This is a genomic window from Natrinema halophilum, from assembly GCF_013402815.2.
Taxonomy (GTDB): domain Archaea; phylum Halobacteriota; class Halobacteria; order Halobacteriales; family Natrialbaceae; genus Natrinema; species Natrinema halophilum.
In genome coordinates this window covers 2,215,059-2,237,422 of record NZ_CP058601.1, presented here as the reverse complement: position 1 = coordinate 2,237,422, position 22,364 = coordinate 2,215,059, and the positions used below count along the sequence as shown (strand labels likewise).

The following is a 22,364-nucleotide window of genomic DNA, read 5'->3' as shown; positions in this document are numbered from 1 at the left end:
CAGCAGCGGATACACATACGATCACTCCAGACTTTCCTGCGACGACGGACCGAGGGGCTACCGTCGGACGTCAGTGAGACTCGAGCGAGAGATACCGACTGAGTAGATAGAGCACACAGGAACTTACCGCGGCCGCTGTGCCGACGGCGACAACGGGGACTGAGATCACAGTTTGTTCGAACGGGTCTCGCGGCGCGGATTCGATAACCGCCTCGAACGTCTCGATTCCGGCGTGTCCCACCAGGAAGAACCCAACGGTGAGCAAAATGGCGAACCCACCGGTCGCGAGTCCGAACATTGATGCGACGTCCTCGATGTTCAAGAGCGTGTCTGCCTCCGACTCCGATAACCCTGGTTCCCGTCGGTGGCGAGCGATCGAGACGGCGACGAGACACGTCGCCGTTCCCAACTGGATGGCGCCAGCGTAGACGCCAACCCACAACACGAGCGGCGACGACCACAGCGGATTTCCTCCCGGGAACGCCGCCCGGACCGAGGACGGATACGTAGCGGTGATCGGGACGATGAGCGCGAGAACACACAACAGGCCGCTTTGCCAGGCGAGTTTCCGAGGAATCCGGCGTTTGATCAGCGCATACCGTTGCACTCGAAGTCGTTCGTACGTCGATTCGCCGAGGAGCGCGTCCGCGATCGGATCGGTCGGGTCAGTTGAGCTCATCAGTTCGAGATCGAGGTCGGCGTTTGGGGGCAGGTGTTCGAAAACGAGGCGTCGGGATATACACTCCGATATCTTCAGGTATCAACTGACGAGTGGGATGTTCTCGATGACATTCAGTCTCGGTATGGGAGACGGTATTTATCCGAGAGGTGTTAGTGATGGCTATGGCCACTCCAGTCGGTCCAGAATCTCTGTGGCTGTGGATCGGAACGATCGGAATGACACTCGGAACGCTCTACTTCATCGGCCGGGGACGCGGTGTGCGTGACCCCAAGATGCAGGAGTTCTACATCATCACGATATTCGTGACGTCCATCGCCGCCGTGATGTACTTCGCGATGGCGACGGGTTTCGGCGTCACTGAGGTCACCGTCGGCGACGAGGCGCTCACGATTTACTGGGCACGGTACGCCGACTGGATCTTCACGACGCCGCTTTTGCTCCTTGACCTCTCGCTGTTGGCGGGAGCCGATCGCAACACGATCGCAACGTTGCTCGGTCTCGACGTGTTCATGATCGGAACCGGGACGATCGCGGCGTTCGCGACGACACCGCCAACCCGAATCGCCTGGTGGGGTATCAGCACCGGTGCCCTGCTCGCCCTCCTGTACTTCCTGGTTGGAACGCTTTCCAAGACCGCCCGAAATCGCACGTCGGACGTCGCGTCCCTGTTCGGCACGTTGCGAAACCTGCTCATCGCGCTCTGGTTGCTCTACCCAGTCGTCTGGCTTCTCGGAACTGAGGGCACCTTCGGCATCCTTCCGCTATACTGGGAGACTGCCGCGTTCATGATCCTCGATCTCTCGGCGAAAGTCGGTTTCGGCGTCCTCCTGCTCCGAAGTCGCTCCGTCCTGGAACGGGCGACCGCACCGACCGCGACACCGACCTGAACCACACCAGTATCGTCCCCTGACTGTCGCCTTCCCGACCGTCCGATGCGTCGCCTAATCCTCCGACCGTCCGCCGACCGAACCGACAACTCGACCTGCTTTCTACCGGTCCCGCCAAGTGCCCATCCGCCAGTTGATCGCCATCGCCAGTAGACACTTTACGGCACTTACGGCTCAACGGCCGTGAGTCTCCGTCTCGGACTGGAAACCCGTTTATGTATTGCGAGATTGACGTAACCAGTATCGATGCAGTCACTAGTCGCAGCCGGATTTCGATCAGGTCACGTCGCCCTCCAAAACGGGATGACCGACGCGGAGCTGTTCGAGTACGTCTTCGGCGGCGACAATACCCTGCTCGCGTTGTCGTTCGTGATCAACATCGCGCTCGCGGGTATCACGATCCTCGGGATCGCCTATCTCGGACGGAACCTGACCGATCCCAGATCGAAGGCGATCGCGACAGTTCTGATGCTGATCTCGGTCGTTTCGATCTCGAGTTACACGGGACTCGCGTCGGGATTGACGCTGAGCGTCCTCGAGATGCCGGCGGGTCATCCGGCCGCGGGTGCGACGACGGCCGGCGAGAACGGAGTCCTGACGATGTGGGGACGATATCTCACGTGGACGTTCTCTACGCCGTTCATCCTGATCGCGCTCGGGATGATCGCGGGGTCGAACTGGACGAAGATCCTCACGTCCAGTGCGTTTACGATTGCGATGTGTGTCACCGGCCTGGCGGCCGCACTGACGACGTCCTCGCTGGTGCTCCGCTGGTGGTGGTTCGTGCTGGGTTCGATCTTCTTCCTCGTGATCGTGTACGTCATTCTCGTCGACTGGACCGCGGAGGCAAAGCGGGCGGGAACCGGCGATCTGTTCCGCACGCTCAAGTTCCTCACAGTAGTCGGCTGGTTCGGCTATCCGATCCTCTGGGCGCTCGGCGTCGAAGGGTTCGCCATCCTGGACGTCGCGGTCACCTCGTGGGGCTACAGCCTTCTCGATATCGTGACGAAATACATCGTCACGTTCGTTGCCATGTCCTACGTCGTCGAGGAACCGGATACGATCACCGGCGGCACGGACTACGGCGCCAGTATCTCGGGGCCGACGACGCCTGACGATTGAATCGAATGTTTCAGGACCGCTTCGACGCTCGACTCCCGCGGCCCCGTCGGAAGATGTCCCGAGGGGGAATCCACGGTCGAACCGTACCCTCCGTCGGCGCGAGACTCCCTCTCCGACGGACCGTCTTCCGGCACGGCCCGCTACTTCGCAGGAAGTACCCACGACACGCGTTGTACCGCTTATGACCGTCCCTATCACGTACTTCGGCGTTCTCCTGGCGTTCATCGTGCCGCCGATACTGATTCTATACCGCGTCGCTCGGCGACGCGATCGGGCCTGGTGGGGTGTTCGGCCGCTTTCCGGACTCAGTATTCTGATCGCGCTCGCGGTCATCTACACGACGCCGTTGACCAATCGTTTGATTCCCGCGGGAGTCTGGTGGTACGGCGAGGGTGCGGTCGTTGCGACCGTCTGGCATACCCCGATCGAGGAGTACCTCTTTTTCGTTCTCCAGACGACGCTGACCGCGTTCTGGTTGTTTCAGGACCCACCGGCCATCGATCGATCGTTGGGCATCTCTCTCGCTCATCGCCTCTGGGGGGTTTTCAGCGGCCTGGCCCTCGTTGCCGCCGGCTGGATGCTGATAGGCGGCACCTCAACGTACTACCTCGGGTGGCTGTTGGCCTGGGCCGGACCGGTTCTCGCCATCCAGTGGGGGTTTGGCATCACGTACCTCTGGGATACTCGTCAGTCAGTGCTGGTCGCTATTAGCGTTCCGACGCTATACCTCTGGGTCGTCGATCGAATCGCGATCGCACTCGGCATCTGGGTCATTTCGGACGCGCACACCGTCGGGTACACGCTGCTGGGGCTTCCCGTCGAGGAAGCGCTGTTCTTCCTCGTGACGAACGTGTTCGTCGTTCAGGGGATCGTCATGTACGTATGGCTGCTCGAGCACGTCCACGAACTCCCGTCACCGGCGGGGACATTAAGCCGACTCGACGCGCGTTCTGATGACCGGTGATTCGATCCCTCGCGGGAGGACCGCTCGCGGACGGGACGGCGCCCGACGGCGAGCCGCTCGCCTGAGTCTCGGATGCGGGCTGCTCACGGTCGGTGTCTCGATATCGATCACGGCCGTCGCCGGTTCGCCCCGATTCGTCTACCAGTACGTTCCACTCCTGCTCAGCGTCGTCGTCCTCGGGTTGCCTCACGGGGCCGTCGACCATCTCGTGCTACCGCGGGCCCGCGGTGCCCCCGTCACCGCGCGCTCGGTCGGGTTCGTGTGCGTCCTCTATCTCTTCGTCGGCACGGCATACGCAGTCTTCTGGTGGCTCGCCCCCGCCGCCGCGTTCGCCCTGTTCGTCCTCGGTACGCTCGTCCACTGGGGGCAAGGCGATGTTTACGCGCTCCTCGCCTTCGTCGGTGCCGACTATCTCGAGACCCGGGCGGACCGTCTGCTCGCGCTCATCGTTCGCGGCGGAATTCCGATGCTCGTTCCGCTGATCGCGTTCCCCGAGCGGTACGCGTCCGTCGCGGAGACGCTCGTGGGCACGTTCGCTCCCGGTTCGGCCGCGAGGGTGGTACGAGTAGTCTCACCGACGCTTCGGACTGCTTTAGCGATCGGTGTCGGTACGGGTATCGCTCTCGCGTTACTCGTCGGCCTCATCCGGGCGGGGAGAGACGATCGGGGGGCGTGGCTCGTCGATCTGACGGAGACGCTTGGACTCGTCGCGTACTTCGCGGTGGTGCCGCCGGTTCTGGCGATCGGCCTGTACTTCTGTTTCTGGCACTCCCTCCGGCACGTCCTCCGGACGATGCTCGTCGACCCGGTCGCCCGGTCTGCGCTCGATCGCGGTGCAATCTCCGATGCCTGTCGCCGGTTCTCCCGCGATGCGATGCTCCCGACCGCCGGCGGACTGGTGATATTCGTCGCGATCGGACTCACCGTTCCGCAGACGCCCGCGACCGTCCCCGACGTCGTCGCGCTCTATCTGGTCACGATAGCCGTACTAACCCCCCCTCACGTCGTTGTCGTCACGCTACTCGACCGAGAACAGCGAATCTGGGACCCGACGGACTGACCCGCGACCCGCCCGATGGGCGGCCCCGGGGGACCCCTTCGCCGAGCCGGATCGTTCTGAATCCGACGATGACGCCGCTCGTTTCACAGGCAGTACGAGGCGGATGCCCCGACCCTCGAGGTCGGGGAGGAAGCCGACACTCGATTCGACAAACCACGCCCGATGGCAAGGGTGACTCCCCATTACGCATAAACTATTATAAGGCAGCAGAAGGTAATGTGAATCACGGATGGACGACGCGCCACGACGTACCGTGCCCATCAAACTCAACGTGCCCGAAGAGCGTCGTGGCGACCTCCATCAAACCAAAACTCAATTCCTGCACTGCGCCAACCGCACCAGCGAATGGGCGTGGCGTTACGACGACTTCTGCATCACCAACAAGAGCAAAGCCGAAGACGCCCTCTACAGCGAGTTGCGCGAGGAAACCGACCTCACCGCAAACCTCGTTCAGAAAGGCATCCGCCGCGCCATCGAAGCCGTCAAAGGTGGCGTCGAGAAACTCAAGCAGGGAGAGAAGACGAGCCGACCAGAGTTCGATTCGTGGAGCGTCGTCTACGACAAACGCTCCGCAACATTCAACGACGACCATGCCACGCTCTCCACGCCGAACGGTAGAGTCACCGCCGAATACGTCCTCCCACCCGAAGAGGAGCGCGAGGACACGCCGTTCGGCAGGTACTATGAGAGTAAGGCGTGGGATGCATCGAGTGCCACGCTCCAGTACGACGAGCAGGACGACACGTTCTACCTGCACGTCACCTTGAAGAACCCCAACTACGAGGTTGACGCAAGCGGACGCCAAGAATGTGAGTCACGTGATGGCCCCCCTGAGAACGGAGTGGTTCTCGGCGTGGACTTGAACGTGACTGGCGCGTTCACCGTCACCTCCACGGGAGAGTTCATCGGCAGCGCAGACTACCTCACCCACAAGCGCGACCAGTACGAGCAACGCCGTGCCCGCCTGCAACAGACGGGAACGCGGTCGGCACACCTCACCATCCAGTCCATCGGCAGCAAGTTCAGAGATTGGTCGTTGGACTGGCTCCACAACCGTGCGAACGACCTCATCGAGGAAGCGCAAGACGTGGATGTGGACGGCATCATTTTCGAGAGCCTGACGCATATCCGCGAGAACATCGCTAATGGGTCGAAGTTCCAGCAGTGGGCGTACGCAAAGTTCGTGGAACTCGTGGAGTACAAGGTCGAGTCCACGGAGTTGTTCGTGGACACGGTAAATCCTGCGTACACATCACAGCGGTGTTCGAACTGTGGTTTCACCCACGAGGACAATCGTGACGACAAGCAGTTTGCGTGTCAGTCGTGTGGGTATGAGGTGAATGCGGATTACAACGCGGCGAAGAATATCGCTAATCGGTATTGCGGGTATATCCATCGCGGGCAGAAGTCTTGCGGTGGATGGGCTACCAGTCAACTAGCCCTCAAGTCAGGGACGCTGAACGTGAACGGCGACTACACGCCTACCGAGCTACTCGGTTAGAACGGGAGTCCACTGACAAGCCTCGGGGCTTGACCCCGAGGCGGTTGACCGACCCATCCACCGTGGCGGCCTCGCCTCGTTTTGTTCCGGGCCCGTCACGACGACACGACGGTGATCGGCACCTTGCGATCGATTGCACGCTCGAGTTCCTCGGCGATCGCGATGCTGCGTAACTCCTGTGTGATACCTACGAGACACCTGAATCTCACACACGCACCTTTTTTCTCGTCGGGCTCGCTCGCATCGCTCGCGACCCGCTCCTCCAAAAAACCTGCACCAAAAAAGAGCCGCTCACTCACTTCGTTCGATCGCGGTTGGTCGCTTACGACGGGACGACCGTAATCGGCGCTTTGCGATCGATTGCACGCTCGAGTTCCTCGGCGATCGCGCTGCCCCGCGACACCTGAATCTCACACACGCACCTTTTTTCTCGTCGGGCTCGCTCGCATCGCTCGCGACCCGCTCCTCCAAAAAACCTGCACCAAAAAAGAGCCGCTCACTCACTTCGTTCGATCGCGGTTGGTCGCTTACGACGGGACGACCGTAATCGGCGCTTTGCGATCGATTGCACGCTCGAGTTCCTCGGCGATCGCGCTGCCCCGCGACACCTGAATCTCACACACGCACCTTTTTTCTCGTCGGGCTCGCTCGCATCGCTCGCGACCCGCTCCTCCAAAAAACCTGCACCAAAAAAGAGCCGCTCACTCACTTCGTTCGATCGCGGTTGGTCGCTTACGACGGGACGACCGTAATCGGCGCTTTGCGATCGATTGCACGCTCGAGTTCCTCGGCGATCGCGCTGCCCCGCGACACCTGAATTTCGCCGCCGCGGCTCACCGTCGCCGTAAAGAGGTAGTCGCCGGCGGCCTGGATCTCGACGGTTTCGCCGTGATTGCCGTCGACGGGGATGACGATGTGCCTCGAGGTAATCTCGGGCTGGACCATCTGACCGGCCTGCCCGCCGCCACCGCTGTCGTTCGCATCGGCTCCGCTGGCTCCGCCCGCACCGGAACCGTAGTTGGGATTCTCGTCGTGGGTCCGGACGTCGATGTCGATTCCGAGTCGGTTCTCGATGTCGGTGATTCGGCCGCCGCCTTTGCCGATGACGGTCGAGATGTCGTCTTCCTCGACGTAGACGACGGCCGTATCCTGGCTCTTGAGTTGGACGTCGACGTAGCCGCGGGCGACGGAGCGAATTTCGCGTTCGATCTCTTGCTTGGCGATGCGGTCGACGCCCGACTCGCTGGCGGGCCCTCCATCGTCGTCTTTGAGCGGGACGGTGACGACCTGCCGGTTGAACGTGTAGATCTCGTACTCGGGTTCGTCCGTCTGGAAGTTCGTCACCTGGATGACGGGTCGAGCGAGATCCTCCTCTGTGAGGCCCGCGGGCACTTTGACCTCGGTCCTGACGTCGTAGACGGTTTCGACCGTTCCGGCTTCGATGTAGACGACGGTGTCGACGACCTGCGGGATCATCCCGAGTTCGACGCGGCCGACGAGTCGCTGGAGCGCGTCGATCGGTCTGGTCGCGTGAACGACACCGATCATGCCGACGCCGGCCAGGCGCATGTCCGCGAACACCTCGAAGTCGTTCGTCTTGCGCACCTCGTCGTAGATTGTGTAATCTGGCCGAACCATCAACAGCGCGTCCGCCGTTTTGGCCATGTCGCCGCCCAGTTCCGTATACTGGGTAATGTCGGGACCGACTTGCAGGTCCCGCGGTTTCTCCATCGTTTTGACGGAGTAATCGTGATCTGCGATGTAGTGGGCGACCGCTTGCGCGAACGTCGACTTCCCTGCTCCGGGCGCTCCCGAAATGAGGACGCCGCGTTGACGCTCGAGAAGCCGGTCTTTTAACTCGTCGGCGTACTCGTAGTCCTCGATGGTAGTCTGGGCGATGGGGCGGACTGCCGTGATCTCGATGCCGTCGGAAAACGGCGGCCGGCCGATGGCGATGCGGTAGTCGCGAAACTGGACGATCTTCATCCCCGGCTCCGAGAGCTCGATAAAGCCACCGGCCGCTTCCTTTGCGGCGTCGACGATTTCGCGCGCGTATTCGTCCATCGTCGCTTCGTCGAGTGGCTCGTCGGCGATCGACTCGTAGTGCATCGCCCCGAGTTCGCCACGTTTGGCTTTCGGTACGGCGTCAGTTTTGAGGTGGACGCTCATCGTCTGATCGTCGAAGAACTCCTCGACGGTCAGCGTTCCCACATCGCGGACCTCGGGCGAGACGTATTCCACGTCGAGCCCCTTTGCCCGTGCAACCTCCGATTGGACGATGTCGCTGGTGATGAAGGTAGCCTCGAGATCCTCCGCGAGATCGCGGATCAGGGCGTCGATTTCGCCCTCGGAGGCGTGACCTCGTTCGATGGCGCTGGGTCGCTCACCGACGTACTCGAGGTCGATCTCCCCCTCGTCGGCCAGGTCCGCCAGCCGCTGTAGTTCCTCGAGGCCGTCCCAGCCGCTGTCGATACCGTCGTTCGCCTGCGCCTCGAGTTCCGCGACGACTGCCTCCGGGACGCAAATCGTCGCTCCCTCGAACTGCCCGTCTTCGATGGTCGCCGAGACGCGGCCGTCGATGACCACGCTCGTATCCGGGACGACGTTCATACGATGTGCTTGGTCGTGTGACCGTATAAGGGTGCGGACCTTCCGTTCGGTACCGTGCCACCCAATCATTCGTCCGTTCGTCCCCCAGTTTCGACGTTCGTTCGAATCGGTCAATCGACGTGTCAGCGGCAAACCTCTTCATATCGTGTCACTGCAGCCCATTTACCACATAAAATTAAAGTAATTTTTATTAATTACAAATCGTATTGTGCGAACGATACCTACGGATCAATTTAGATACCCATCCTCCGCTCGACGCGAACGAGCCGTACCGATTGTCGACGAATACTCACCTACGACCAGCAGCAGACAGATGAAACCAACACGCCGAAATCTAATTCGAACAGCAGCAGCACTTACCGCCGGACTGGCCGGGGCAAATACCGTAAGCGGGGCGCAATCACCGCCCGCCTGGGATCCAGAGACCGTCTACACGGCCGGGGATCGGGTCACTCACCAGGGAGTGGTCTGGGAGGCCAAGTGGTGGGTCCGCGGTAACGAGCCGGGTACCGGTGGCCAATGGGGGCCCTGGAAACGGGCCGGCGATGGAACCGCTGACCCTGAACCCGAACCGCCGAACGGACCGACCGCTACGTTCACCGTCAGTGAACAGTCTCCCGAACCAGGTCAGGAAATCACGGTCGACGCGAGCGAATCGGTGGGCGACCTCGAGACGTTCGACTGGTCTCTCGGCGACGAGTCCGAGGCGACCGGCGAGGCCGTCACCCATGGCTTCGAGTCGGCTGGTGACTACACCGTCGAACTGACCGTTACCGATACCACCGGGCAGACGGACTCCGATTCGGTTGTCGTCTCAGTCGAACCAGCCGATTCGTCGCAACCGGCAGACCCGGGTCGTATACCCGACAGCGTGTTCGCCCCCTATCACCACGTGAGTACTGCTCGGGACACGGCGCTCACCGAGTGGGCTGATCAGGCCGGAACGAAGTACTTCCATCTGGCGTTCATTCTGGGGACCGGCGATGGGACGCCCGCCTGGGACGGGAATCCCAACCTGGCCGTCGGCGAGAGTCCGTTCGGGGACCAGATTCGCGACCTCCAGTCGCAGGACGGACAGGTCGTCCTCTCCTTCGGCGGTGCGACGGGTAACTACCTCGCTTCCGATTACGACGATCCGGCTGCGCTCGCCGACACGTTCGAGTCCATCGTCGACGAGTACAACTGTCCGTACCTCGACGTCGACGACGAGGCGCCCGATCCGAACGTCGTGGACCGGCGAAATCGCGCGCTTGCGATCCTGCAGGACCGCCGTCCGGAGGTACACGTTTCCTACACAGTTCGCACGCGAGTCAATGGCATCGCGGACACCGAGATCGTCACGAACGCGATCGACAACGGCGTCGACATCGAGTTCGTCAACCTGATGACGATGAACTGGGGCTGGGTCCGAACCAGTGCCGAACACTGTATCCAGTGTGCCGAGGGGACCCTCAGTCAGCTCCAGGAGTGGCTTCCCGACAGGTCGGACGCGGAACTGTACGATATGATCGGCATCACGCCGATGATCGGCGTTCAGAACTCCGGCGGCCCGTTCCGCCCGGCCGACGCCAACGAAGTCCGCGACTACGCCGAGAAAAACGACATCGGGCTCCTGTCGTTCTGGTCGGTCGAACGTGACAGACCCGGCGACGGACTGTCCGGCGTCCACAGCGGGATCGATCAGGACCCGTTCGAGTTCTCCGAGGCGTTCAACGACTTTACCAGCACGAGCGGGTAGTAGCGCCCGAGGACCGTCACGATACGTCGCCACGTCGTGTTCGCCCAACGCTGCGAACTCCGTCGTCTTTCACCGCGACGAACGGTCCTGCGCTTGCGACCGCGATTCGCCGTTTCGCTCTTCGAGAAATTCTCGTGTCAGTGCGGCCACCTCGGAGCGGAACGTCTCCGATTCTGCAGCCCCCTCGCTGTGGTGCAGTTGTTTGTGTGCCTCGCGCAGAATATCCTCGAGGGCCAGTTCGTACAGCGATTCGACGGTTACGGGTCGCCCTCGATCCGTGAGTTTGGCTGCGAGTTTCTCGAAGCGCCGACGAGTCGCATATTTCGCCGCGAGTTCCGCCGCCGTTGCATCGACGGAAACCGTTTCGTCGACTTCTCGATAGTCAGGATGGAGTAGCTTTGCGCGGTGCCCTCGTTTGTTTCGGATAACCACGCCTTCGGCGGGACCATCGTACCAGTTCGACCGGGGGACGGTATACGAGTCGACATCGAAATCCCGCGGACGGCGCTCTCGTTCGAAGACGTTCACTGGCTGGAGTCCCAGGCGCTCGAAGATTGCCTCAACTGCGTCGGGGGGCCGAAATTCGGCCGTATCGACCGACCAGACGTCAAATCCAAGGAACGAGGGTGTCCGCTCCCACTCGTACTCGATTGTGTGGTGATGCATCGCCTCGCCGAAAAAGACGACGTCCTCTACGTCGGTGACGGCGCGTCGAAGCGACTCACGATCGAGATTTTCTCGGACGTGGCGGACGGCGTGCTGGTACGCGTCTGGGACGGCATCGGGATCGTCGTACGTGCGACTGCGATCTCCGAACGTGATGAGACCGGACTGCTGGAGCCGGAACCGGAAATTCTCGCCGTCGACTTTCTCGAGGAGCCACAGGTGCCCCTCGTCGAAGAGTTGGTCGGGAGCGTTCGTAACGTGTGGAATCGATGGAAAATCTTTCATTCGTGGGAGTGTATCGTGTCGGGCGACGGCGGATCTCTCTTCGGGGCTCGAACAGCGTGTCGTATCGGGTACTTGTGCCTCGCCCTTGTAGTTGCTTCCCACTCGTCGTTCACTTCGGAGTGATCGATGCCCCCATACGGGCCGTGAGGGCGTCCGGCAGCCGCAATCCGATCGTCTTCGAGACCAGCGACTGCACGGTCCGTTCTGGGGTCGTTCGTCGTTTCCACGAGAATACGGCGGAGAAGCACTATCTCTCCTATCGATCGGTCTGAAAGCGTTGATTTTCCACTGATTCGCCATCGATCCCGAACACGGCCTTCTGCCGGCCGCTACTCTCGATCCCACTCGACATCTCATCGATGTCCTGTACGAGGTGTCGACCGAGCGCAAGCAACACTGCGATTACGACGGACGACAGAGGAGACGGTGCGTACGAAAGCAACTGGGCGAGCACGCCGGGGAACAATGGCGATGTCGACGGTGCTGCTCATCCGACCATGACTCGAATTTGAGGTGCACAGCAACCAGGAGAGACGGCGCTGAACCAATTCTCAGGAGGCCAAGTCACGCATTGTGAACGGTCCACCGCATCGCGATCAATATCCGAGTGGCTAAGCACAGATCTAATTTAGGACTTTTTGGAAAAGAATTAATACATGATGTAATGCATACTTTACATAGAATGGCGACCACAAAACGGGACGCGTTAGTTGGAGTCGTATCGATCGGTATGATCGTTTCGCTGGCCGCTCTCTATGGGAGAACGGCGCTGTTACAACAGCCGAATGCGTGGCTCACGTTGGGTGGTGGAATGCTGTCTGCCGGTGGATTTGGGTGGTATCTACACGACAAGAGCACCAGTCAGTACGACGAACGAAGCATGCACATCCGTTATCGGTCGGGATACGTCGCTTTCTGGGCGGTGTATTGGCTGTTGACCCTTCTCGCGATTGGCGGCATACAGGAGTCCGGAGAGTATCGACTCCCGATGGATTCCTCCGGGATCGTCGCCTCGCTTTGGGTCTTCGGAACTCTCATACTTGTCGTCTCGAGGCTCTGGTACAAACGAAAATTCTGACCGAGCGTGATAACCTATGCAGAACAACCTCAAGGTGTGGCGGGCCAGGGAAGACCTCACTCAGGAAGCGCTCGCCGACGAAGTGGACGTCACACGACAGACGATTAACTCGATCGAACGAGATAGGTACGATCCGAGCCTCGAATTGGCGTTCAAACTGGCTGCATATTTCGATTGCCGGATCGAGGATATCTTTACGTACCACCCTGACGAAGACACGTAGCCTCCGAGGATCGGTCTGGTTCCGTTCGTTTCGCGTATACTGGTTGCTCCTCTCTGTCTTTTCTCTGCCCGGTGCGGATTTCCCCGGAGAGGGGAATCGTCGGCCAGCTCGATCGACCGGAATGCCAGCCATACATGAACTGAGTTCGAGTTCGATCGCGAAGTGGCGTGTTTCGCTCATTTCCAGAGCGGCGGTAGACTTTTCTGGTACTATCCCATAGTATTGGGTGTAATGAGCAATACTAAACACGCTGATCCGACGATAAGCCCCGAAGAAGTGGCTGCAAGGCGAGACGACGAGGATCTGTTCATTCTCGACGTCCGAAACGAAGGCGACTACGAGGAGTGGCAGGTAGAAAACAGCCACAATCTCCCCATCTACGATGAACTGCTCGATGGGAAGCTCGGCGGCCTCGAGGACGCCCTCGACGATATCCCGACGGACAAAGAGATCGCCATTGTCTGTGTGGCGGGCATCACGTCGGCTCACGCCGCGGAATTCCTCCGAGAACGCGGGTACGATGCCAAATCGATGGACGACGGGATGAACGGCTGGGGACGCGTCCACGTCACCTACGAACTCGAGGACGTCGATGGCGTGACACAGATCGTCCGGCCCGGAACGGGTTGTCTCTCCTATCTCGTCTACGACGGCGACGAAGGCGTCGTCGTCGACCCCAGTCTCTACCTCGACGAGTATCGATCCGTCGCCGACGATCACGATGTCGAGATCGTCGCGGCAGTCGACACGCACGCACACGCGGATCACGTCAGCGGCGGCCGACCTCTCGCCGCCGAACTCGACGTTCCGTACTACCTCCATCCGACCGATGCCGCCGACCTCGACGAGTACGCCGCGATCGAAGACGGTGACACCATCGCCGTCGGTGATCGAGAACTCGAGGTAATGCATACCCCGGGTCACACGCCCGGAAGCGTCTCGCTCACCTGGGACGACGCCCTGCTCTCTGGAGACACACTATTCATCCGCAGCGTTGGTCGGCCCGACCTCGAGGGGAGCGACGAGACGGACGTCCGCGAGGCCGCCGCCGAACTCTTCGACAGCCTCGATCGGCTCACTGGTCTATCGGACGAAACGGTCGTCCTTCCTGGACACATGAGCGACGAAGAGATCCGTCCGCTCGCGACGACGCTCGGCGACCTCGAGGCGGACAACGAACTTGTCGCCGTCGACGACCGTACGGAGTTCGTCGAGACCATCGTCGACGCCCTCTCCGACGAACCGGCGAACTACAACCAGATCAAGGCCATCAACTGGGGGAAAGAACCGCTAACCGACGAGGCGGCAGATCTCGAACTGGGACCGAACAACTGCGCTGCGAGCTAACCGTCCGACAGGACGACACCGGACGTGCGACGGTTGCCACAACGGTGGTACCCGTCTCCCGTGTTAGTTCGACGGTGACGGGCCAGCCTCGAATGTCTGACCGCTCGAGGCGGTCGACATCCGATACGCGCTGTGGTCGATTGTGGCTACTTATTTCGGAGGTCCTCAGTCATCAGTTCCGTTTCGGCGTGCCACGTCTTTCTGTTGAGCGCGATGGCGAACAACGCGATGTAGCTTAAGAAGACCGTGGCCGTGACGACGGTCCCTGGAATGACGCCGATCATCGCACTCGCTGGCCACGAAACGTCCGCAAACGCCGTGATTCGAAGGACCCACGCACCGAGTATGATGGTAACCAGCGGAAGATAGACCCGGCGAAGTCGATGAGCGATGGCTTCCGTCCGCGAAATTTTGAGCCGTGGCTCCCGGTAGTCTTTGCTCAGTTTCGCCCGCCAGTCCTGGTCTTCTAGCCCCTGTGAGGGGTCGAGGCCGTACGCGAAGACGTTCTTCTGTAGCGTCCGCATTCGCGACCGCCAGATATCGTATCCTCGGTATCGTCGCGCCTCGATCGTCATAAAGACACAGAGTACCGTCGATCCGGCCAGCAGTACGTAGTGTGGGTTCGATTCGCTCGAGAACGCCCACGTGAGGAGGGCTGCCAGGATGATGACGGCCCAGTTCGTCGTGCGATCGAGGCGTTCGCGCCAGAAGCGCATTCGGTGGATTTCACCCCGGTACAGGTGGGCCATCGCCCCGCTGGGCCCCATCTCCTCGTCGAGAAGTCCCCGTCCAACTTCGCGATGCTCCTGGTCGGTTGCATCGACCTCGTTGCTCGAACTATCGCTCATCGGTTCGGTATACGAGAGAGGTATTTAACTGGATTTGGGCACTCACCCAGCCTTCCTCTGGTCGCTTATCCAGCCTTCCTTTGATCGTCCGTCCACGTTTCGTATGAATATCGGTGGTCGTCGTCGGTCTGTATCGATGCGAAATTGTCGCCCGTCCGCCGTTTTTCTGGGTGATCGATCGTTCGCGGGAGCTCTTGCCGATTCGATCGTTCGGGGCCGGTATGGCGGAGCCCCGTTTCCGGGCGAAAGAACATTTGCCGTCGGAACACCGTCGGTGCTCACTCTGCGGCAGTCGACCGCGTGGCGAAGCCGTATCGACGCACTCCCCACAGAACGGCGGCGAACGTACCCGACACGATCGCGGGCCAGCGATCGGTGCTGAGATAGAGATCGAGCGCCGGGGGCCGATACGCACTGATCGGGAAGAAGACGGCATATGCCTCGCCGGTGGCCGTGAGCAACGCGACGTCGAGTGCGTGATGGCTCGTTGCACCGATAGCGATCAGTGCGATCGCCTGCCGCCGATATTCGGGTGCAACCAGGAGCGAGCCGAAAAGGACGACGAGGACGGTGCCGACGAGCGTGTGTAGCGGCGCCCACGAGAACGGGATGCCGACGAGGTACTCGACGAACTCGCTCGGGAAAAACAGATCACCCTTCGCCAGGTCCGGCGAGAGCGCACCGCCCATCACGAGGGTGACCTGCGCCGGGCGTATCGTCTCGTATCTGAACGAAAGGAGCGTTCCGATACTGTACCCGATCAGAACGTGCGTCAGGAGATCCGGCATCACCGATCACCTCCGTCGGGGGCCTGGTTGGCGGCTTTGCGTCCCCAGCGGTCCTCGTTCGAGCCGTCGGAAACCGGCGTTTCCCGCGGTGCCATGCTGTTTCCACTATCGCGTTCGCCGCCGTTGCCCCCCGTCGCTGTTCGGGGGACGAGCGCGAACCGATCGCGATCGATCCTCCAGCCTCGGACGAGGCGCACGAGCACCCAGCAACCGGCACCGAACGAGACGAGAACCATGTACAGGGTGTCCCGCAACCGATCGGTGACAGTTCGCTCCGCCACGAGGGTGGATTCGTCCTCGAGCGTCCCGAAGGCCGTCACGCGATCGCCCGTCTCGAGGGGGCCACTCGACTGGATGAGACTTTCGTCCGCATCGACTACCGTGAACCTGCCGTATCCGCTCCGTTGGGTCGCGATTACGACTGGTTCCGTCTCGACGACGATGCCGCCGAGCGCGACAGTTTCGCCGACGTAGGCGTCGCGGTTTTGCGTCACGTCGACTTCGTCCGGATAGCCTCGTTCCAGCGGTTCGGCGCCGACCGCGCCTGTCCAGTACATCAGACCCAGCAGGGCACCGAGGAGGACGACGCCGGCGAGGAAACGGCCGGAGTGGCCGAACGGTTCGCGTGGAGGCATCTATCGGCCACAACTCGAGCACTGACCAAAGACATTATGAAAGGAGACTCGTCTCGATCAACTACTCTGTGCCCCTTCGATGCGTCGATGGTGCCTATCCGTGAGTTCACTCTCGACCCGTCCTGGTAGCTGGCAAATCCGCCGCTGGTTCGAACGCTCGAATTCATAAATGGGTGGTAAACCCCCCTCGTGTGGAACAGAGCGGAGTCTAACGTTGATACAAGACGGGCTGGTCGCGGGGAGCCGTCAATAGGGCGGCTGTGATCAGGAAACGGTGATATCGACCTCGTGGGTTGTTGCAGTCCCCTCGTTATCGGTCGCGGTCAGCGCGACGGTGTACGTCCCCGACGAGTCGTATCGGTGGGCGTTCCACCAGCCAGACGCTGTCGTGCCGTCGCCCAAATCCCACTTCAGATCGGTAATCCAGGTGCTGGTACCGGTCGTCTCCGCGGCGTTGAAACTGACGCGCTCGCCGGCGGACACCGAGGTCGTGCTTGCTCGTATTTCGGCATTCAAACCGTCGGTGGGAGGAGTTTCATTTCCGTTAGACCGGCCGTCTTCGTCGGCCCCGCCATCTCCGCCAGTCTCGCTGGAACCGTCGTCGCTGTCGGAACCGTCATTTCCGCCATCATCGTCGTTCCCGCCGGACCCGACCGTGACTTCGACCTCGTGGGTCGTGGCGACCCCCTCGTTGTCGGTGGCGGTCAGCGCGACGGTGTACGTCCCCGACGAGTCGTATCGGTGGGCGTTCCACCAGCCAGACGCCGTCGTGCCGTCGCCGAGGTCCCAGCTCAACTCGGTGACCCAGGTGCGTTCGTCGGTCGTCTCCACGGCGTTGAAACCGATGCGTTCGCCGACGGATGCCGAGGTCGTACTCGCCCGTATCTCCGCGTTCAGTTCCTCGTCGGAACCGTCGTTCCCGTCGGAGCCGTCGTCGCTCTCGGTCGTCGCCGAGACCGTCCTCGCGACGGATTCGGTCCCGCCGTCGGCGACGGCGGACACGGCAATCTCGTAGTCGGTGTCGGCCTCGAGACTGTCGATCGTCGTCGACGTCTCGGGCGTCTCGTGATCAGCCGACCCATCCACGTACGTGACGTAGTGATCGGCACCGTCGACGCCGTTCCACTGGATCGTGATCGACGAGGGTGACGTCTCCGCAACCTCGAGGTTCGTGGGCGCCTGAGGCCCTGCCTCCCCCGAGACCACGACTGTGACCGCGTCGCTGGCGGTTGCTCCCGCGTCGTCGGTGACCGTCAGCGTCACCTCGTATTCGCCGGCTTCTCCGAAGGTGTGGTCGACGCGTTCGCCCGAACTCGACGTGCCGTCCCCGAACGTCCACTCGTAGCGCTCGATCGTCCCGTCCTCGTCGCTCGAGGCGCTGGCATCGAACGATACCGCTTCGCCGACGGGCGCGTCGGTCGTGCCGGCGTTGATCGAGGCCGTCGGCTCGGCGTTCCCGCCGCCACTGCCGTCGTCGCTACCGCCATCGTCGTTACCGCCGTCGTTGCTGCCACCGCTACCGAGTTTGTCGTAGACGACGTCGAAGTACGACGATTCGGAGTAGGGACCGCTACACTCGTTGCCCCAGTACGGGTCGGCCATGTTCATTCCGCCGTCGGTGCCGTCGCCGTTCCAGGCCCAACCGATGACCGGCCAGCCGAGGGAAGTGGCGTGATCGACGATGGCCGACCAGTCAGCGCCAGTGGTCGTCGCGTAGTTGCCGAACTCGCCGATCATGCAGGGATAGCCGGTCTCGTCCATGACATCGAGGTGCTCCGGTTTCAGCGACTCCCCGGTGGTCGCGTTGTGCCCGCTGGGATAGACGTGCGCCGACAGGATGAGATCGTCGTCGTCGATCTCCTCGACGGCGTCGGCGAGTCGGTGGGTGCCCTGGCCCCACCCGGGGGCATCGCAGACGATCGGTCCGGTGTAGGTAGTCTCGGTGCGAACGGTGTCGATGGCGTCGTTGTACGCCGACGCGTAGTCGCTCGCGGAGACGCTGTGATTGCCCCACTCGTTCATCATGTTGATAGTGAACGAGGAGTCTTGCGAGAGGGTGCCGTAGTGTTCCGCCCAGAAGTCGGCCGCGTTTTGCAGCGCCGACGCTTGCGAGGCCCCGTTGTCGGGGTAGTGGTGGTAGCTGGCGATCACGGTGTACCCGTTCTCGGTTGCTTCGTCGATCCAGCGTTTTGCGTCCTCGACCGTCGTATTGACTTCGCCGAACGAGAACGGCTCGATTTCGATCCGGAGGGTTTCGATGTTCGGGTACTGGTTCATCAGTTCCCAGCCGATATCCTGGTCGCCATCGCAGAAGTACGATGGCTGCAGGTTGACACCGTCGCCGAACGAGGCTCCTGCTGCCATCGCACTCGAACTGCTTCCGATGAGCCCCGCACCGACGACCGTTCCGGCCGCAGACGTCTTCAAGATGTTACGCCGTGTGTGTACAGTCTCCATAGCCACACTCGGACAAAAAACAACAAGAATAATAGTTACTATTACCCCATCATATTTGGGAACAATTGTCTCGCGCGGGAACGGTTACAAACTAACCGTTTACGTGCGCGGATGGACACAGTGAAGTGGTTCCGGAAGGGTTTCCGTCCGTAGAATCGGACAGTTTCCGCTCGCTAAGCGGGGCTGCAATCCGTCTTTGGATGCGAGCACTTCGGTGAGTGTCCCCTCGAGGATTCTACGCCGGTGGCGGTGCGTGCCACGGATTCGTCGATGTCGCAGACGGGCGGTCGATTGTTTGCTCGAGTGCCGTCTTTGTTTCGCGCCCGCTTCAGGAAGATCGAACCGCGGGACTACTTCGTCGGACCCGGAAGACGGCTATCTCGACTTCGTGGGTCGTCGTGGTCCCCTCGTCGTCGGTCGCGGTCAGTGCCACGGTGTACGTGCCGGGCGAGTCGTACGCGTAAGCGGTGTACCAGCCAGACGCAGTCGTGCCGTCGCCGAGGTCCCAGTCGAGTTCGGTGGGCCAGGTGTCGTCGCCGGTCCGATCGACGGCGAAGAAACCGATGTGTTCGCCGACCCACGCCGAGGTCGTGCTCGCTCGTATTTCGGCGACGAGGTCCCCGTCGAAATCTCCGTTTCCGCGGTCCTCATCGTCTTCGTCGGAGCCGTCGTCGCTAGCAGTCGTGGCCGACACCGTCTTCGTCGCGGACTCGGCCCCGCCATTGTCGACGGCGGAAACCCCGATTTCGTAGCCGGTTTCCGTCTCGAGTTCGTCGATCGTCGCCGTCGTTTCGGGCGTTTCGTGATCGACGGACCCGTCGACGGAGACCACGTAGTAGTCGGCGTCGTCGACGCCGTCCCACTCGATCGTAAGCGACGATGTCGTCGTCGCGACGACCGTGAGATTCGCCGGCGCACCGGGAGCCGATTTCGCGGAGTCTGTGACCGTGACCGTGATCGTATCGGTGTCGGTCGCGTTCTCGTCGTCGGTGACTGTAAGCAACACGGTGTATTCGCCGGGTTCCTCGAAGGCGTGGTCGACGCGTTTCCCCGTCGCCGACGTGCCGTCCCCGAACGTCCACTCGTAGCGCTCGATCGTCCCGTCCTCTTCGCTTGAGGCGCTAGCATCGAACGACGGCGTGTCGCCGACGGACACGTCGGTTGCGTCGGCGTCGATAGCGGCCGTCGGTTCGCTGTTCCCACCGTTCTCATCGCCGTCATCGTCATTTCTGCCGGTATCGTTGCCACCGCTACCGAGTTTCTCGTAGATGACGTCGAAGTACGACGACTCGGAGTAGGGGCCGCCACACTCGTCATCCCAGTACGGCTCGACCATGTTCATTCTTTGCTCGTTGGTGTCGCCGTTCCAGGCCCAGCCGATGACCGGCCAGCCGAGGGAAGTGGCGTGATCGACGATGGCTAGCCAGTCAGCATCGGCAGTATCCGAGTACTGAGTCGGCCAATATTTGCCGAATTCACCGATCATGCAGGGATAGCCGGTCTCGTCTATGACGTCGAGATGTTCCGGTCGCAGCCACTCACCGGTCGTCGCATTGTATGCGTTTGGGTACACGTGTACGGAAAGAACGAGATCGTCGTCGTCGATCTCCTCGACAGCGTCGGCGAGCCGATGGGTTCCCTGACCCCACCCGGGGGCATCGCAGACGATCTCTCCGTCGTAGCTCGTCCCACTGCGGACGGTATCGATGGCGTCGTTGTACGCTGAGGCGTACGCACTCGCAGTGACGTTGTGATCGCCCCACTCGTTCATCAGATTGATCGTAAACGCGGAATCCTGCGAGAGAGTGCCGTAGTGTTCCACCCAGAAGTCAGCCGCGTGTTGTAGCGCCGACGCTTGGGAGGACCCGTTGTCGGGATAGTGGTGGTAACTGGCAATCACGTCGTATCCGTTCTCGGTAGCCTCATCGATCCAGCGTTTGGCGTCTTCGACTGTCGTATCGACTTCACTGAACGAGAACGGTTCGATTCTCATCCGAAGGGTTTGAATGTCCGAATACTGGCTCATGAAGTCCCAGCCGATGTCCTGGTTGGCGCTACAGAAGTACGATGGCTGCAGGTTGACCCCGTCACCGAACGAGGTTTCCGACGTCGTCGTCTCCGGCCACCGCCCGACGAGCCCGACACCCATGACCGTACCGAAGCCGAGAGACGCTTTCAGGATATCGCGCCGTGTAATGCAACCCATTCGATGAAAGCCACCCCATGCCCCCGTCGTAACCATTGCAAGCAATTAATATAATTAACATTGTAATAGGTTCTTGAGAACGGTTGTAGCTGGTAGAATTATGAACTGTTGGCAGACCCACTGCTATTGCGAAAACTATCCCCTACCTACCCACTGCGTTCGATCCGCCATAGCATCCCTTCTATGCGAGACACACGACAACCGGCTCTCGACGTGTGAACCACGTTACTATCGGTGTCGAACTCCCATGCTTGCGGCCGGAAGTGTCGAGGGGCCGCCGTCGGGTGGACGATCGAACGGGGAACTCGGGCGGTGAACGGGGTCTCGACTGCTTACTCCCGTCGTGGAACCTCGTGACGACCGAAGCCGTACCGGAGCCGGTTCGCGAGCCGCCGCGAGAACCGTCCATCGTCGGCTCGCGAACCGAACCGTTCGGACAGCGCCGTATAGATCAGCGGAAGTGGGACCTCCTGCTCGAGGCCTTCCTGGACGGTCCAGGTTCCCGTCGAACCGCCCTCGATACGGTCGGCCACGGTTCCCAGATCGGTCCCCTCCTCGCGGAACGCTTCCTCGCAGAGTTCGAGCAACCAGGATCGAATCACCGCGCCGTTGTTCCAGACCGAGGCTACGTTTTCGAGGTCCAGATCGTATCGCCCCTCGTGGAGTAACTCGAACCCTTCCCCATAGGCCTGCATCAGCGCGTACTCGACGCCGTTGTGGATCATTTTGACGTAATGGCCGGAGCCGGCTTCACCCATCCGCTCGTGCCCGTCCGGTCCGGTCGCGACGGCGTCGAAGACCGACTCGAGTTCGTTGTAGGCCCACTGCGGGCCGCCGATCATCAGCGAGAATCCCAGTTCGGCGCCGGCGGGGCCGCCTGAAGTGCCACAGTCGAGATACGTCGCGGGACAGGACTCGGCGCGCCGGACGGTATCCTCAAAGTACGAGTTACCGCCGTCGACGACGATATCGTCGCCGTCCAGGTAAGGCTCGAGTTCCTCGAGGGTGACGTCGACCGCCTCGCCGGCAGGGACCATCAACCAGATGCGCTTGTCCGTACCCAGTCGCTCCGTGAAATCCTCGAGCGAAGCGGCGGGTTCGGCACCAGCCTCTGCAGCCGTCGCGACGGCATCCTCGTCAAGATCGAATGCGACGACGTCATGATCCGCCGCGAGGGTACGCTCGACGACGATCTGTCCCATACGTCCAAGTCCGATCAGCCCCAATTGCATGGGTAGAGATCGGCTGGCCGAAGTGGTAGTGATTG

General features: G+C 61.3%; 19 protein-coding genes. 9 read left to right on the top strand and 10 right to left on the bottom strand.

Going from position 1 to position 22,364, the window contains the following annotated elements:
* Positions 1–70: 70 nt before the first annotated feature.
* Positions 71–679: a hypothetical protein gene (locus tag HYG82_RS31660; protein WP_179261045.1), complete on the bottom strand. Its 609-nt coding sequence runs from the start codon at positions 677–679 to the stop codon at positions 71–73.
* Between the two features lie 164 nt (positions 680–843).
* Here HYG82_RS31660 and HYG82_RS31655 point away from each other — a divergent pair, with 164 nt between their 5' ends.
* The 5 genes from HYG82_RS31655 (at position 844) to HYG82_RS31635 (ending at position 6,216) form a co-directional block, all read left to right on the top strand.
* The gene (locus tag HYG82_RS31655; RefSeq protein WP_179261044.1) at positions 844–1,569 is read left to right on the top strand and encodes a bacteriorhodopsin; all 726 of its coding nucleotides are present in this window, start codon (positions 844–846) and stop codon (positions 1,567–1,569) included.
* 246 nt (positions 1,570–1,815) lie between these two features.
* Positions 1,816–2,691, top strand: a complete 876-nt coding sequence (locus HYG82_RS31650) for a bacteriorhodopsin (protein ID WP_179261043.1) — start codon at positions 1,816–1,818, stop codon at positions 2,689–2,691.
* 181 nt (positions 2,692–2,872) lie between these two features.
* Positions 2,873–3,655: a lycopene cyclase domain-containing protein gene (locus HYG82_RS31645; RefSeq protein WP_179261042.1), complete on the top strand. Its 783-nt coding sequence runs from the start codon at positions 2,873–2,875 to the stop codon at positions 3,653–3,655.
* Entirely contained in the window at positions 3,645–4,715 is a 1,071-nt protein-coding gene (locus tag HYG82_RS31640; protein ID WP_179261041.1) for a Brp/Blh family beta-carotene 15,15'-dioxygenase, read from the top strand. Before HYG82_RS31645 ends, HYG82_RS31640 begins: the two co-directional genes overlap by 11 nt.
* Positions 4,716–4,944: 229 nt before the next feature.
* Positions 4,945–6,216 carry an RNA-guided endonuclease InsQ/TnpB family protein gene (locus HYG82_RS31635; protein ID WP_179261040.1) on the top strand — a complete coding sequence of 424 codons (1,272 nt, stop codon included), beginning with the start codon at positions 4,945–4,947 and terminating at the stop codon, positions 6,214–6,216.
* A 95-nt stretch (positions 6,217–6,311) separates the two neighbouring features.
* Here the strand turns inward: HYG82_RS31635 and HYG82_RS31630 are convergent, their stop codons facing one another.
* Both HYG82_RS31630 and HYG82_RS31625 read right to left on the bottom strand, forming a co-directional pair.
* Positions 6,312–6,482: a hypothetical protein gene (locus tag HYG82_RS31630; protein WP_179261039.1), complete on the bottom strand. Its 171-nt coding sequence runs from the start codon at positions 6,480–6,482 to the stop codon at positions 6,312–6,314.
* Between the two features lie 466 nt (positions 6,483–6,948).
* The gene (locus tag HYG82_RS31625) at positions 6,949–8,826 is read right to left on the bottom strand and encodes a PINc/VapC family ATPase (protein WP_179261038.1); all 1,878 of its coding nucleotides are present in this window, start codon (positions 8,824–8,826) and stop codon (positions 6,949–6,951) included.
* A 313-nt stretch (positions 8,827–9,139) separates the two neighbouring features.
* On the opposite strand from HYG82_RS31625, the gene HYG82_RS31615 reads away from it, so the two are divergent.
* Positions 9,140–10,564 (top strand): PKD domain-containing protein, encoded by a 1,425-nt coding sequence (locus HYG82_RS31615; protein ID WP_179261037.1) that lies wholly within the window; start codon positions 9,140–9,142, stop codon positions 10,562–10,564.
* 69 nt (positions 10,565–10,633) lie between these two features.
* Here HYG82_RS31615 and HYG82_RS31610 read toward each other — a convergent pair whose 3' ends face one another.
* Positions 10,634–11,515: an RNA ligase family protein gene (locus HYG82_RS31610; protein ID WP_179261036.1), complete on the bottom strand. Its 882-nt coding sequence runs from the start codon at positions 11,513–11,515 to the stop codon at positions 10,634–10,636.
* 682 nt (positions 11,516–12,197) lie between these two features.
* Here HYG82_RS31610 and HYG82_RS31605 point away from each other — a divergent pair.
* From HYG82_RS31605 to HYG82_RS31595, 3 genes are all read left to right on the top strand, one after another.
* Positions 12,198–12,593: a DUF2178 domain-containing protein gene (locus tag HYG82_RS31605; protein WP_179261035.1), complete on the top strand. Its 396-nt coding sequence runs from the start codon at positions 12,198–12,200 to the stop codon at positions 12,591–12,593.
* Between the two features lie 16 nt (positions 12,594–12,609).
* Positions 12,610–12,816: a helix-turn-helix transcriptional regulator gene (locus HYG82_RS31600; RefSeq protein ID WP_179261034.1), complete on the top strand. Its 207-nt coding sequence runs from the start codon at positions 12,610–12,612 to the stop codon at positions 12,814–12,816.
* A gap of 231 nt (positions 12,817–13,047) precedes the next feature.
* The gene (locus HYG82_RS31595) at positions 13,048–14,163 is read left to right on the top strand and encodes an MBL fold metallo-hydrolase (protein ID WP_179261033.1); all 1,116 of its coding nucleotides are present in this window, start codon (positions 13,048–13,050) and stop codon (positions 14,161–14,163) included.
* Between the two features lie 146 nt (positions 14,164–14,309).
* On the opposite strand, the gene HYG82_RS31590 is transcribed toward HYG82_RS31595, so the two are convergent.
* From HYG82_RS31590 to gnd, 6 genes are all read right to left on the bottom strand, one after another.
* The gene (locus HYG82_RS31590) at positions 14,310–15,011 is read right to left on the bottom strand and encodes a DUF2270 domain-containing protein (protein ID WP_179261032.1); all 702 of its coding nucleotides are present in this window, start codon (positions 15,009–15,011) and stop codon (positions 14,310–14,312) included.
* A 278-nt stretch (positions 15,012–15,289) separates the two neighbouring features.
* Positions 15,290–15,799 carry a metal-dependent hydrolase gene (locus HYG82_RS31585; RefSeq protein ID WP_179261031.1) on the bottom strand — a complete coding sequence of 170 codons (510 nt, stop codon included), beginning with the start codon at positions 15,797–15,799 and terminating at the stop codon, positions 15,290–15,292.
* On the bottom strand, positions 15,799–16,434 hold the full coding sequence (locus HYG82_RS31580) for an OB-like fold-containing membrane protein (protein WP_179261030.1): 636 nt from the start codon (positions 16,432–16,434) through the stop codon (positions 15,799–15,801). Before HYG82_RS31580 ends, HYG82_RS31585 begins: the two co-directional genes overlap by 1 nt.
* A 264-nt stretch (positions 16,435–16,698) precedes the next feature.
* Positions 16,699–18,891, bottom strand: coding sequence for a PKD domain-containing protein (locus HYG82_RS31575; RefSeq protein WP_179261029.1), 2,193 nt, complete (start codon positions 18,889–18,891; stop codon positions 16,699–16,701).
* Positions 18,892–19,219: 328 nt separating this feature from the next.
* Positions 19,220–21,133, bottom strand: coding sequence for a PKD domain-containing protein (locus tag HYG82_RS31570; protein WP_179261028.1), 1,914 nt, complete (start codon positions 21,131–21,133; stop codon positions 19,220–19,222).
* Positions 21,134–21,429: 296 nt separating this feature from the next.
* Positions 21,430–22,329, bottom strand: a complete 900-nt coding sequence (gnd, locus tag HYG82_RS31565; protein ID WP_179261027.1) for a phosphogluconate dehydrogenase (NAD(+)-dependent, decarboxylating) — start codon at positions 22,327–22,329, stop codon at positions 21,430–21,432.
* Positions 22,330–22,364: the final 35 nt, after the last annotated feature.

What these genes read in the sequence shown, in the direction of transcription:
- HYG82_RS31590 (WP_179261032.1), bottom strand. Translation starts at nt 15,011, where the DNA reads ATGAGCGATAGTTCGAGCAACGAGGTCGATGCAACCGACCAGGAGCAT.
- HYG82_RS31615 (WP_179261037.1), top strand. Translation starts at nt 9,140, where the DNA reads ATGAAACCAACACGCCGAAATCTAATTCGAACAGCAGCAGCACTTACC.
- HYG82_RS31595 (WP_179261033.1), top strand. Translation starts at nt 13,048, where the DNA reads ATGAGCAATACTAAACACGCTGATCCGACGATAAGCCCCGAAGAAGTG.
- HYG82_RS31570 (WP_179261028.1), bottom strand. Translation starts at nt 21,133, where the DNA reads ATGGTTACGACGGGGGCATGGGGTGGCTTTCATCGAATGGGTTGCATT.
- HYG82_RS31645 (WP_179261042.1), top strand. Translation starts at nt 2,873, where the DNA reads ATGACCGTCCCTATCACGTACTTCGGCGTTCTCCTGGCGTTCATCGTG.
- HYG82_RS31640 (WP_179261041.1), top strand. Translation starts at nt 3,645, where the DNA reads ATGACCGGTGATTCGATCCCTCGCGGGAGGACCGCTCGCGGACGGGAC.
- HYG82_RS31610 (WP_179261036.1), bottom strand. Translation starts at nt 11,515, where the DNA reads ATGAAAGATTTTCCATCGATTCCACACGTTACGAACGCTCCCGACCAA.
- HYG82_RS31605 (WP_179261035.1), top strand. Translation starts at nt 12,198, where the DNA reads ATGGCGACCACAAAACGGGACGCGTTAGTTGGAGTCGTATCGATCGGT.
- HYG82_RS31625 (WP_179261038.1), bottom strand. Translation starts at nt 8,826, where the DNA reads ATGAACGTCGTCCCGGATACGAGCGTGGTCATCGACGGCCGCGTCTCG.
- gnd (WP_179261027.1), bottom strand. Translation starts at nt 22,329, where the DNA reads ATGCAATTGGGGCTGATCGGACTTGGACGTATGGGACAGATCGTCGTC.
- HYG82_RS31650 (WP_179261043.1), top strand. Translation starts at nt 1,816, where the DNA reads ATGCAGTCACTAGTCGCAGCCGGATTTCGATCAGGTCACGTCGCCCTC.
- HYG82_RS31600 (WP_179261034.1), top strand. Translation starts at nt 12,610, where the DNA reads ATGCAGAACAACCTCAAGGTGTGGCGGGCCAGGGAAGACCTCACTCAG.
- HYG82_RS31655 (WP_179261044.1), top strand. Translation starts at nt 844, where the DNA reads ATGGCCACTCCAGTCGGTCCAGAATCTCTGTGGCTGTGGATCGGAACG.
- HYG82_RS31575 (WP_179261029.1), bottom strand. Translation starts at nt 18,891, where the DNA reads ATGGAGACTGTACACACACGGCGTAACATCTTGAAGACGTCTGCGGCC.
- HYG82_RS31580 (WP_179261030.1), bottom strand. Translation starts at nt 16,434, where the DNA reads ATGCCTCCACGCGAACCGTTCGGCCACTCCGGCCGTTTCCTCGCCGGC.
- HYG82_RS31660 (WP_179261045.1), bottom strand. Translation starts at nt 679, where the DNA reads ATGAGCTCAACTGACCCGACCGATCCGATCGCGGACGCGCTCCTCGGC.
- HYG82_RS31635 (WP_179261040.1), top strand. Translation starts at nt 4,945, where the DNA reads ATGGACGACGCGCCACGACGTACCGTGCCCATCAAACTCAACGTGCCC.
- HYG82_RS31585 (WP_179261031.1), bottom strand. Translation starts at nt 15,799, where the DNA reads ATGCCGGATCTCCTGACGCACGTTCTGATCGGGTACAGTATCGGAACG.